The organism is Gordonia sp. 11cp, assembly GCF_057767225.1.
In genome coordinates this window covers 4,607,032-4,619,516 of the sequence record NZ_CM173437.1, presented here as the reverse complement: position 1 = coordinate 4,619,516, position 12,485 = coordinate 4,607,032, and the positions used below count along the sequence as shown (strand labels likewise).

Sequence of the window (12,485 nt, the reverse complement as noted above, 5' to 3'; positions counted from 1 at the left end):
CCATGCGCACCGAGGTCGACATCGTCGCCACGGTCGACCGCGGCGTGCGTCACCGGGCGGTCGGGGGGCTGGGCGTGCGGGTCACCGCTCCCGGCCACGTGCAGCTCATCGGTACGGCCGCGACGCCGCTGGGCGGCGACGAGATCGTGGTCCGCATCGAGGTCGAACCCGGTGCGCACCTGCGGGTGGGCAGCGTCGCGGCGACCATCGCACTACCGGCCCGCGACCGTGTGGACTCGTCGGCCAGGTGGGAGATCCTGGTCGGCGACGGCGGCCGTCTGCGCGTCGATCCGCAGCCGACCGTGGTCGCCGGCGGCGCGGTCCACCACTCCGACATCGCGGTCGGTCTCGCGTCCGGCGCCACCCTCGATCTGCACGAACACGTGCAGATCGGCCGGGCGGCCACGATGACGGACACGACGCTGGCCGACCGTGATCGGGCGGGCACCTGGACAGGGGGACTGCGCGTGGACACCGACGGCGAGGTGGTGCTGGCGCATCGGCTGCGGCTGGGTCACGGCACACCGGCCGCAGCTGCCGGCCACCGCGCGGCGAGCAGCGTCTTCCGCTACCCGGACAATCGGCCGGGGGTGGTGCACGCGACCGAGTTCGCCGCGCGCCTGCAGCTGGTCGGTGGTGCCAGCCTCACCAGTGCGCTCGGGGCGTCGGTCAGCGCTGCGCGCCGGCTGGCCGACGACCTCGAGCTCGACGCACTGGCCGTGGTGCCGTAGCCCTCCGCGGTCAGCAGGCCGCGGCGGGTCAGCTGGCCTCGGCCTCGGATTCGTTGCCGTCGGCGTCTTTGCCCTCGGTGGGTACCGACCCGGTGGTCCCGGGGCCGGTCGAACCCGAGTCCACGGTCCCGGCGTCGGTCTTCGCGGGTTCTGACTCCGAGGTCGTGCCGGCTTTCTCCAGGGCGGACAGCTGGCCGATCGCGGTTCGCGCATACACCTGCTGCTCGGTCACCGCGAGCTGCGATCGACCGCGCGTGGTGAACGCGAAGAACCAGTTGATCAGCGTGTTCAACCGGTTGCGGAACCCGACCAGATACACGAGGTGCAGCGCGAGCCAGCCGAGCCAGGCGAAGTAGCCCTCGGTCTCGAACGTCTTCTTGATACCCGGGATCGGGACCTGCATCACCGCGGAGTACCGCGAGATGGTCGCCATCGAACCCTTGTCGTAGTAGCTGAACGGCTTGCGCTGGTCCGGGGTCTGGCCCTTCAGCTCGGCCTTGATGGCGTCGGCCGCGTAGCGACCGCCCTGGATCGCGCCCTGCGCGACGCCCGGCACGCCGTCGACCGCCATCATGTCGCCGACCACGAACACCTCGGGATGGCCGGGGATCGTGAGATCCGGCAGGACCTTCACCCGTCCGGCGCGGTCGAGTTCGACGCCGGACTGTTCGGCGAGCTGCTGTCCGAGCGGGCTGGCCTGCACGCCGGCCGACCAGACCTTGCACTGGGATTCGATGCGGCGGGTGGTGCCGTCCTTCTCCTTGACGACCAGACCGTCGTAGTCGACGTCGACGACCATCGCGTTGAGCTGGATCTCGACGCCCATCCGCTCGAGCCGCTCCGCGGCCTTGCCGCCGAGCTTCGGACCGAACGGCGGCAGGACGGCCGGTGCGGCGTCGAGCAGGATCACCCGGGCCTCGGTCGGGTCGATGTTGCGGAACGCGCCCTTGAGCGTCTTGTCGCTCATCTCGGCGATCTGCCCGGCCAGCTCGACCCCGGTGGGGCCGGCGCCGACGACCACGAAGGTCAGCAGCTTGGCGCGCTCGGCGGGGTCGTGGGACAACTCGGCCTGCTCGAAGGCGCCGAGGATGCGGCCGCGCAGCTCGAGGGCGTGGTCGATGGTCTTCATGCCGGGTGCGAACTCGGCGAAGTGGTCGTTGCCGAAGTAGGACTGGTCGGCGCCGGCGGCCACGATCAGGTCGTCGTACGGGGTGACCGTGATCCGTTCGAGCAACCGGGAGGTGACGGTCTTGGCGTCCAGGTCGATGTCGTACACGTCGCCCATGAGCACGGCGGTGTTCTTCTGCTTGCGCAGGACGACGCGGGTGGCCGGCGCGATCTCGCCCTCGGCGACGATGCCGGTCGCCACCTGGTAGAGCATCGGCTGGAACAGGTGATGCGTGGTCTTGGCGATCAGCGTCACGTCGACATCGGCCTTGGCCAGTCGCTGGGCGGCGAACAATCCGCCGAAGCCGGACCCGATGATGACGACTTTCCGGCGGGTCGTGGCTGCTCCAGTGGGGGCCTGGACGGCGGGGCTGCTCATCTCCAGACATCTCCTTCTACGTCGTTGGGCGACGGTCGTGCGGGACTTCGGCGGACCGGGTGGGGGCGCTACCCGAGGTGACGGTGCAGCGCCGGGGCCGGAGTACGACCGTGCATGTTCTCAACGGTAGTCAATGATGATCCGATGGGCGCGGCCAGAGGGGTGTTGTGCTCACGCGGTGAGACCGCCGGCCGACGACCAGCGCTGCGATCGCTGCTGCCAGTCGGCGCGCAGGATCTCGTACTCGACCTCGGAGCGGTCCCGGTCCGGGTGGATGGTCAGCAGGTCGGCCGAGTCGGCGGCATCGTCGCAGAGGTGGATCGCGCAGAGCGTCATGCCCAGTTTCTCCATCACCCGCCGCGACGACGCGTTGCGGGCGACGGTGCTGGCGAAGACCCGTTCGGTCCCGAGGTGGTCGAAGGCGAAGGCGACGAGGGCGAACGCCGCCTCGGTCGCCAGCCCGCGACCCCACACCGTGCGGCGGAGGCGGTAGCTCAGTTCGAGTTCGGCCCGGCAGCTGTGCCGTGGGGTGCGCAGCGAGATCCAGCCGAGGAAAGCGGTCGTGGCGGGGTCGCAGAGAATCCAGGTGCCGGTGCCGTACTTGCGACGCTCGGTCTCGGCACGGGGGAGCATCCAGTCCTCGATCACGGCGCGCGGGGTGGCCGCACCGCCGCTCACATAGCGCATGACCTCGGGATCACTGTCGAGGTGCACGAGCTCGTCGACATCGACGGCGGACACCGGGCGCAGCCGAGCCCGTACCGTGTCGATGTTCACCCGAGCCCCTCACCGCGCGCCGGGGGTGCGCGCACCGATTCGCCTGTGGTTCTGACCCCCGGCGAGTGAGTCTACGGTCTGGCCGTCGGTGACTCCGGCAGTTCGCCGCACGCGTGTCCCGCACTAAGATCTGCGCCGTGGCCCTCGACCCAGACGCCCTCGATCCCGACGCCCTCGATCCCCACGGGCACGCAGCCGGTTCTGCCGGGCCCGACTATCACCTCGACGTCCCGGTTGCGCTGCGGTGGGGTGACATGGACATCAACAACCACATCAACAACGTGCAGATCTCCCGGATCTTCGAGGAGAGCCGCGTGCGTTCGTTCATCGAATGGATGCCCGACCGCCCGCGGCGGTTCTCGTTCCTCGTCGTCCGCCACGACATCGAGTTCTCCGCTCCCGTCCACTACTCGCCCGACCCCGTGCACGTCCGCACGTGCATCGGACGCGTCGGCCGGTCGTCGTTCGTCATGGCCCTGCGCCTGTTCGACCAGTCCGGGACGTTGTGCGCCACCGCCGAGACCACGATGGTCGTCGTCGACCCGGACACCGGCCGACCGACCCCGATTCCCGACGACGCCCGGGGACTTCTGTCGGCACGGCTCGGGGAACCGGTGCGGTTCCACACACCCCGGTCGGACGTCGCGGGTTGACCGGCCCGCGCCCGACGGGCACACCCTTCCGATGCTGATCCTCCACCGCGCCGAACGCACCGACACGCTGGCCGACGCCCTGGCCGACGTCCTGACGCATCCGCTGGACGATCCGATGCGTCCGGAGATCGTGTCGGTCCCCGCCGCCGGGGTCGAGCGGTGGCTCGCCCAGCATCTGGCACGGCGGTTGGGGACCGGTGCCGGCGGCGACGGTATCGCCGCCAACATCGACTTCACCGGGCCGTCCCGTCTGGCGGACGCGATCGGCGCCGCGGTGCTCGGCGGAACCCGTCTGCACACCGCCGCCTCGCTCACGGCGCCGGACGACCCGTGGCGCGCGACCGAGCTGACGTGGCCGGTGCTGCGCGTCCTCGACAACCGGATCGACGATCCCGCTCTGGACGTCATCGCGCGGCACATCGGGGCCGGCGATGCCTCCTCGCCCCGGATCGGACGCCGCTACGCCACCGCGCGGCATCTGGCCGAACTGTTCGACCGGTACGGGCGGTCGCGGCCGTCCCTGATCGCCGACTGGGCCGCCGGTGACGACCTCGACGGCGCCGGTCGACCACTGCGGGATGACCTCGCCTGGCAGCCCGCGTTCTGGCGTGCGGTCCGCGAGGAGATCGGCCGACCGCATCCCGCCGAGGATCTCGCCGCCGTCTGCGATCGCCTCCGCGCCGACCCCGCGGCCGGCGGGTTGCCGGAACGACTGTCGGTGTTCGGGCCGACGCGGATCACCGAGTCGTTCCGTCAGATCGCCGCCGCCGCGGCCGTCCACCATGATGTCCACCTGTTCGTTCCGCATCCGAGTCCGCGCCTGTGGAACGAACTCGGAGCACTCGTCGACCGCGATGCCCACGAGGGGGTTCCGCCGAGGCGCGGGGAACGCGAGCTCCCCGAACTGCGAAACCCGTTGCTGGCCGGCCTCTCCCGGGATCTGCAGGAACTGCAGTTGCGGCTTGCCCCGATCGTGGATCGGGACGTCCACCATCCGCCGCGGCAGCCGGTGGTCGCGGATTCGGCGCTACACGCGGTCCAGTCGGGGATCCGCGATGACCTCGACCCTGCGCCCGACGTCACCGACTCCTCAGGTGATTCCGGCCCCGTCGGCATCGCGCACGGTGGCCTCGCATCGTCGTCGGCAGTCGCGGACCGGTCGGTCGAGGTGCACGCCTGCCACGGACCCGAGCGCCAGATCGAGGTGCTGCGGGATCGGTTGTTGCATCTGTTCGCCGACGATCCCGAGCTGCAGCCGCGCGACGTCCTCATCATGTGTCCCGATGTCGAGACCTACGCGCCCCTGATCCGTGGTGCGTTCGGTCAGGCGGGATTGCCACATCCGGCCTTCGACCTCCGAGTTCGGCTGGCCGACCGCGGAATCCGTCACGTCAACCCGATCCTCGACGTGATCGTCGGGGTCGTCGAGCTGGCCGCGGGACGCGTGACCGCCGGTGATGTCGTCGACCTCCTCGGGGCCCCGCCGGTACGAACACGATTCGCGATGACCGACGACGACCTCGACCTCATCCGGGAATGGTTGGCGCACAGCAATGTCCGCTGGGGTCTGGGCGTCGCCGAACGGGCCCGGTACGGTCTCGAACGCTTCCGGCAGGGCACCTTCGATGCCGGCCTGGATCGCATCTCCCTCGGCGTCGTCGCCGAGGAGTCCGACGATGAATGGCTCGGCACCGCACTCCCGCTGGCCGGCGTCGAGAGCACCGGGATCGACCTCGTCGGCCGGTTCGACGAGTTCCTGTCCCGCCTCGGACGGGTGCTGGCCGAACTGCGGGAAGCCGCGCCCGCGCACCGCTGGGCGGAGACGCTCATCGATGCCGTCTCGTCTCTCACGGCGACCGAGCCCGTCGACGATTGGCAACGCGCGCAGGCCATCCGGATGCTGAGTGAGGCCTTCGGCGACACCCGGCCGGTCGAGCCGGAGGAGGTACTGCGCCTGGCAGACGTGCGGGACCTGTTGGCGGCTCTGGTCGCGGGCCGGCCGACGCGCTCGAACTTCCGCACCGGAGAACTCACCGTCTGCACGATGGTGCCCATGCGCTCGGTGCCGCATCGGGTGATCGTGCTCCTCGGTGTGGACGCGGAGGTCTTCCCGCGTGTGCAGCGCATCGACGGAGACGACGTCCTCGGCGTCGATCCGCTGGTGGGGGAGCGTAACCCGCGGGACGAGGACCGGCAGTGTTTCCTCGACGCGATCTGCGCGGCGCAGGACGCACTCCTGGTTTTCTACAGCGGTGCCGATCCGGTGTCGGGCCGGCGGATCCCGCCCGCCGTGGTCGTCAGCGAACTCACGGACACCCTCACCGGCCTGACCGGCACCAGCGTTCTCCGCCGGCACTCTCTGCACGGGTTCGATGCGCGGAACTTCACTCCCGGTGGGGTGCCGGGCATTCCGGGGCCGTTCAGCCACGATGCGTCGATGCTCGCCGGCGCCGAGGCGTTGCGCGAGCCGTCGCAGCGTCCGGTGGTTGCCGCGCACGAGGTACTGCCCGCGCCGGAACGCACCTTCGACACCGAGGACATCGACCTCGCGACGCTCATCGATTTCCACGTGGATCCGATCGTCGCGTTCGTCCGGCAACGACTCGGTGCCCGCATTCCCGACGATGACCGGCCGCACGACGACCAGATCGACGTCGAACTGGAACCGTTGGACAAGTGGGGAATCGGCGATCGGTTCCTGTCCCGGATGCTGACCGGGGTGTCGATCGCGGACTGCGAAGCGGCCGAACTCCGGCGGGGCACCCTGCCGCCGTTCGCGTTCGGTACCCGCGAGCTCCGCGCGATCTCGCGGGCGGTGACCCGCTTGCACGGCGTCGTCGAGCCGTTGCGGTCGGGGACTCCCAGAACCCTCGACGTCCTGGTCCGCCTGCCCGACGGACGCCGGGTGCATGGCACGGTCGGCGACGTGTTCGGCGACACCGGACCGGCCGCGGTGGTACGGGCGACCTATTCCAAACTCAAGGCCAAACAGCAACTCAGTGGCTGGATCACGCTCCTCGCGGTCGCCGCCGCGGCGACTCAGGGCAACCCCGAAGCCCGACCGGTCGAGTCGGCGGTCCTGGTCGGGCGTGCCGCACGGGGCGGTGGGACCAGCACCGTCAGGCTCCGGCGCCCAGAGGATCCGGTCTCGCTGCTCCACGACCTCGTCCGACTGCGCGACGAGGGTCTGCGTCGCCCGCTGCCGCTGCCGTTGGAGCCGGCGTGCACTTTCGTCGAGAACGACGGTCCCGGCCGGCGGAGCACCTTCTCGCTGGCCAATGCCCGCAGGACCTTCGACGACAAGTTCGGTCCCGCCAACGACCCCTACGTGAAGCTGGCCTTCGGTGGAGACGTACTGGCCGATGTCGAGTTCGACGACCTCCTCGACGACCCGGCAGCCGAGCAACGAACCATCGGCGGTGTCGAGTTGGCCATGACCGAGGGAGAACCGCTGTTCGCCGGACTGGCTCGAACCGTGTGGGTGCCGCTCAATCAGCACCGGGAGGGCACATGAGACGCCCGGCCACCTTCGACATCACCGCCGACCTGCCGGACCACACCACGGTTCTGGAGGCGAGCGCGGGCACCGGGAAGACCTACGCGATCGTCGGTCTCGCTGCCCAGCACATCGCCGAGGGGGTTCCCATCTCGGAGATGCTGCTCGTGACGTTCAGTCGGGCCGCGACCGCCGAACTGCGCGAACGGATGCGAGACCGCGTGCGGGAGTTGCTCGACGGGCTGGACCGGGCCGGTCCGGTGCCCGACGACGACGCGTTGTTGCAGATGCTGGCGCAGGGATCTCCGGCCGAGGTGGCCGCGCGCCGCCACAATCTGGCCCGCGCTCTGAGCGACTTCGACGCGTCGACGATCGCGACCACCCACACGTTCTGCAACCGCATGCTGGAAGCGCTCGGCTTTCTCGGTGAGCGTGAACTGGTCTACTCGATCGTCGAAGAGGTCGACGAGCTCACCGAAGAGGTGGCTCTGGACCTGTATCTGCGAGGATTCTGGGCCAGTGACACACCGGAGTTCGACTTCGCCGAGGCACGCGCCATCGCCCGCGACGCGGTGCGTCAGGCGTCGGTTGCCCTGGCGCCGGACGAGTCCGAGTCGACCGATGGGCCCGGGGGTGACGCCGTCGCCGCCCGCCGGGTGAGTTTCGCGTCCGCGGTCCGCCGCATCGTCGAGACCCGGAAACGCGATGCGCGCGTACGCACCTACGACGACCTGCAGGCCATCCTGCACCGGATCGTGACCGACCCGGTGGTCGGCGAGCGTGCGTGCCGCCGAATCCGCGACACCTTCACCGTCGTCCTGGTCGACGAGTTCCAGGACACCGATCCGCTGCAATGGGAGATCGTGCGCCGCTGTTTCCACGGCCACCGCCGCCTCATCCTCGTCGGCGATCCCAAACAGTCGATCTACGGATTCCGCGGTGCCGAGGTCCTCAGCTACCTCGCCGCGGTGTCCTCCGCCGACACCCTCCAGGCGCTCGACGTGAACCGCCGATCCGACGGGGCCCTGGTCGACGCCCTCGGTCATCTGTATGGCCAAGCCGCGCTGGGACATCCGGGCATCGTCGTGCATCCCGTCTCCGCTGCGCACGCGGGGAGCCGTCTGGACGACCGGCCACCGTTGCGGATACGTGCGTTCCTGCGCAACGACTTCTCCACCCGCAATTCCTACAACCTGCCCTCGGTGAAGGACGTCCGCGCCCGGATCGCGGTCGACGTCGCCGACGACATCGCGCACACCTTGGCCCAGAGGGCTCGGCTCGAGGTCGACGGAGTCTCTCGCCTGGTCGACCCGGGCGACATCGCGATCCTCGTGCGGCTCAACAGCACCATCGAGCCGTTGCAGCGCGAACTGGCCGCGCGCGGCATCAACTCGGTCATCGGCTCGGGGGTCAACGTGTTCTCGACGACCGCGGCCCAGCACTGGTTGTGGGTGATGCGCGCCATCGAACAGCCCTCCCGCGCCGACCGGGTGCGGCTGGCCGCACTCACGACACTCCTCGGTTGGTCGACCGAGCAGGTGGCGACCGCGGGCGAACCCGCGATCGCCGAGCTCGGTGCCGAGATGTCTTCGCTTGCACGAGTGTTCGTCCAAGGCGGGTTTGCCGCGATGGCGCAGCGGCTCCTCGACGCGCATGGGGTCGCGGCTCGGGTGCTGGCCACCGAGAACGGGGAACGCATCCTCACCGATCTCCTGCAGGTGTCCGCGCTGTGCAACAAGCACGTCGTGGAGACCTCGGCGGGACTCAGCGCCCTCGTGGAGTGGCTGGCCGAGCGGATCGCGGACACGTCCGCGCGGCAACGGTACGAGGATCAGAGCCGCCGTCTCGACCGTGACACCCAGGCAGTCCAGATCATGACCGTGCACGCCAGCAAGGGGCTGCAGTTCCCGATCGTCTACGTTCCCTACGGCTGGGACGGGACGTGGATCGGCGACCGCGGCAACATCACCTACCACGACGAATCGGGTACGCGGCGTCTCGATGTCGGCGGTGGGCAGGCCCCCGGACGTGCGGCCCGGCGCAAACGCTATGCGGAAGAGACCGCCGGTGAGGATCTCCGATTGCTCTACGTGGCCCTGACGCGGGCGCAGTCGCAGGTCGTCGCGTGGTGGGCGCCGTCGATGAACACCACGAGCGGGCCGCTGCACCGCCTGATCTTCGGCCGCGGCACCGCGACGCGGATCCCCTCCGAGACCGGCGAATCGGTGTGGTCCGTCGCCTCCGATGTGCCCATTCCGGACGACGACCCCACCTGCGTGAGCGAGCTTCGCGCCCTGGCCGAACGCGACGCGGCGATCTCTATCGAGCCCGCCGGCCGGATCGAGGCAGCCGCGGTGGCGGTTCCGCCGCGGTCCGAGGGGGAGGCCGCAACCCTCGGGGTGGCACGGTTTCGGCGTGGCATCGATCAGGAATGGCGTCGGACGTCGTACTCGGCCATCGTCGCCGACGTCGCGCACAGCGCACCCGGTGCGCCCGCCGGCCCGGTCGTCACCACCGGCAGCGAACCGACCGAGGACATCCTGACCGACGAGCCGATCGCCGATCCGACCGAGGTCGACGGGACGAAGCCGGACGCCGACCGGGCCGGAACGCCCTCGCTGATGAACGGGCTGCCCTACGGTGCGGCGTTCGGAACCCTGGTGCACGAGGTCCTCGAGTACGTCGACACCTCGGCGCCCGACATCAACGCCCATGTGCGCGAGCTCTGTTCACGCGCCCTGGGGGTCCTGCCGGCCGACATCGACGCCGATGTGCTGGTCACCGCACTGGTGGGCGTTCTCACCACCCCACTCGGATTCGGCGACCTCTGGGGTGTCGAACCGGGCGATCGGCTCGCCGAGCTCGACTTCGAGCTCCCGCTGGGACCGGCCGACCGCACATCCGGCGGCGGTGGGGCGACCCCCGGGCGGTTCGCCGAGCTCCTGGACCGGTATCTGCCCGGCGGGGACCCGCTGCGGGACTACGCCGACCATCTCCGCGAACTCCCCGCCCGAGAACTCCGCGGGTTCCTGACGGGCAGCATCGACTCGGTGCTGCGCACCCCGGACGGGCGTTACGTCGTCGTCGACTACAAGACCAACCGAATCCGTCCGGGCGACCTCCTCGTCGAGGATTTCGACACCGAGGCGATGGCGGGCGAGATGATCGCGGCCCACTACCCACTGCAGGCGATGCTGTATTCCGTTGCGCTGCACAGATATCTGCGATGGCGCGTACAGGATTACGATCCGGTCCGGCATCTCGGTCCGGTGCAGTACCACTTCGTACGCGGAATGGCCGGTCCGGACACTCCGCCCGGTTGCGGCGTGTTCGAGTGGGACCTGCCCGCAGAGCTGATCATCGCGCTGTCCGACGCGCTGGCGGGAGCATCCTGATGTCCACTTCCGATGTGCAGGTGGCTGAGTGGGCCACCGGTGTGCTCGCCGAGTGGAACGAGGCCGGTGTGCTGGCCGCGGCAGACGTGCACATCACCGATCGGCTCGTGGCGATGTGCGCCGAACCGGTCTCCGAGACCGCGCGCCTCGGCGCCGCGCTCGCGGTACGTGCGGTGCGGCTGGGTTCGACGTGCCTGGCGCTGGACCGGTTGGGTGACCTGGCCGGCGAGACCAGCCCGGATCTCACGGTCCCGTCGTCGGATGCGATGCTCCACGCGTTGCTGGAGAGTCCGCTCGTGGCCGGCAGCGAGGCGGGTCCGTTGCGTCCGTTGGTCGTACGGCGGTCCGTCGACGGGCCGCTGGTCTATCTCCAGAAGTACTTCCGGCAGGAGCAGACGATCCGGGACACGCTGGCCCGCCGCGCACAGACGTCACCGGCCGTCGACGCCGACGCCCTGCGCGCCGCGATCGCCGCCGTGTACACCTCGCCGGAGGACGGCCGGCTGCAGAAGCTCGCCGCCGCGGTCGCCGCGACCCGATGGACGACCGTCCTGGCGGGCGGTCCGGGCACCGGCAAGACCTACACCGTCGCACGCATTCTCGCCGTACTCGACGCGCTGCAGGGCCCCGGCCTCCGGATCGGACTGTGTGCGCCCACCGGCCGGGCGGCCGCCCAGCTGCAGGCCTCGGTGGAGGCGGAGTCGACGGTGCCGGTCACGGCGCACGCCATCACCCTGCACTCGCTGCTCGGCTGGCGCCCGGGAGCCAACCCGAGGTATGGCCGCGGGCGTACATTGCCGCACGATGTGATCGTCGTCGACGAGACATCCATGCTGTCGATGACCGCGATGAGCCGGCTGCTCGACGCGGTCCGGCCCGACGCGCGCGTGATCTTCGTCGGTGACCCGCATCAGCTCGCGTCGGTCGAGGCGGGTGCGGTGCTGGCCGATCTCGTCGAACGGACCGATGTCATCGGGGTGCAGGCGGACTCGGACGCTGCGGTGAGGGCGTCGCAGGCCGCGCTGGAAGCGGTGGGTCCGGCCGGCGAAGACCTGGACCCGGCCGACACGGATCGCCTCGCCGACGGCGTCATCACCCTGCGGCGGCAGTTCCGGTTCGGCGGTGGCATCTCTCGGGTCGCCGCCGCCGTGAATTCCGGCGACGCCGACGAGGTGGTGAGACTCGTGACCGCGGATGACGTTCCGAACGTCGAGCTCGTGTCAGCCGATGACCTCGACGACGTGCGTGCTGATGTCGTCGAGTGGGGTAGGGCCCTTCGAACGGCTGCCCGCGACGCCGATGCCGAAGCCGCCCTCGATGCCCTCGACACCCACCGTGTGTTGTGCGCGCACCGTGAAGGGTCGTCGGGCGTCCGCGGATGGTCGGCCAGGATCACCGAGTGGCTCGGTACCGCAGGCGCGGAGCACACCGGATGGTATCCGGGCCAGCCGATCCTGGTCACCGCCAATGATCGTCAGACGTCGACGTTCAACGGTGACACCGGTGTCGTGATCGCCGACCCCGACGGCCGAATGCAGGGAGCCGACGCCGTCCGGGTCGCCTTCCGGCGGGGCGGATCTGCCCGACTGCTGCACCCGACGCAACTCGCCGACGTGGAGTCGGTCCACGCGATGACGATCCACCGTAGCCAGGGGAGTCAGTTCCGGCAGGTCACGGTGATCCTCCCACCTCCCGGTTCGGAGCTGCTCACCCGGGAGCTGCTCTACACCGCCATCACCCGAGCCCGCGAGCGCGTGCGGATCGTCGGGACGCCAGAGGTCCTCGCCGCGGCGGTCGATCGACGCGTGCAGCGGGCCAGCGGTCTGCGATCAGCGGTGACACCGTTCGGGGATACGGAGTGATTCCGGCAAACCCACCCCTTTTCCG

At 70.1% G+C, this 12,485-nt stretch carries 7 protein-coding genes; 5 read left to right on the top strand and 2 right to left on the bottom strand.

The genetic code is table 11. From position 1 onward, the window contains the following. Positions 1–2: 2 nt before the first annotated feature. A complete protein-coding gene (locus tag AC3B6C_RS20760; protein ID WP_488373977.1) occupies positions 3–731 on the top strand; it encodes an urease accessory protein UreD in 729 nt (242 codons plus the stop codon). Positions 732–759: 28 nt separating this feature from the next. On the opposite strand, the gene AC3B6C_RS20755 is transcribed toward AC3B6C_RS20760, so the two are convergent. After that, a complete protein-coding gene (locus AC3B6C_RS20755) occupies positions 760–2,277 on the bottom strand; it encodes an NAD(P)/FAD-dependent oxidoreductase (protein WP_014926973.1) in 1,518 nt (505 codons plus the stop codon). Between the two features lie 171 nt (positions 2,278–2,448). Next, positions 2,449–3,054: a GNAT family N-acetyltransferase gene (locus AC3B6C_RS20750; RefSeq protein ID WP_010843827.1), complete on the bottom strand. Its 606-nt coding sequence runs from the start codon at positions 3,052–3,054 to the stop codon at positions 2,449–2,451. Positions 3,055–3,191: 137 nt separating this feature from the next. On the opposite strand from AC3B6C_RS20750, the gene AC3B6C_RS20745 reads away from it, so the two are divergent. Genes AC3B6C_RS20745 through recD form a run of 4 tightly spaced genes read left to right on the top strand, consistent with a single transcriptional unit; the run spans position 3,192 to position 12,460 of the window. Beyond that, positions 3,192–3,707, top strand: coding sequence for an acyl-CoA thioesterase (locus tag AC3B6C_RS20745; RefSeq protein ID WP_488373976.1), 516 nt, complete (start codon positions 3,192–3,194; stop codon positions 3,705–3,707). A 31-nt stretch (positions 3,708–3,738) separates the two neighbouring features. Next, a complete protein-coding gene (gene recC, locus AC3B6C_RS20740) occupies positions 3,739–7,221 on the top strand; it encodes an exodeoxyribonuclease V subunit gamma (RefSeq protein ID WP_488373974.1) in 3,483 nt (1,160 codons plus the stop codon). After that, a complete protein-coding gene (locus tag AC3B6C_RS20735; protein ID WP_488373973.1) occupies positions 7,218–10,598 on the top strand; it encodes a UvrD-helicase domain-containing protein in 3,381 nt (1,126 codons plus the stop codon). The genes recC and AC3B6C_RS20735 overlap by 4 nt, the downstream gene beginning before the upstream one ends. Next, on the top strand, positions 10,598–12,460 hold the full coding sequence (gene recD / locus AC3B6C_RS20730; protein ID WP_488373972.1) for an exodeoxyribonuclease V subunit alpha: 1,863 nt from the start codon (positions 10,598–10,600) through the stop codon (positions 12,458–12,460). The genes AC3B6C_RS20735 and recD overlap by 1 nt, the downstream gene beginning before the upstream one ends. Positions 12,461–12,485: the final 25 nt, after the last annotated feature.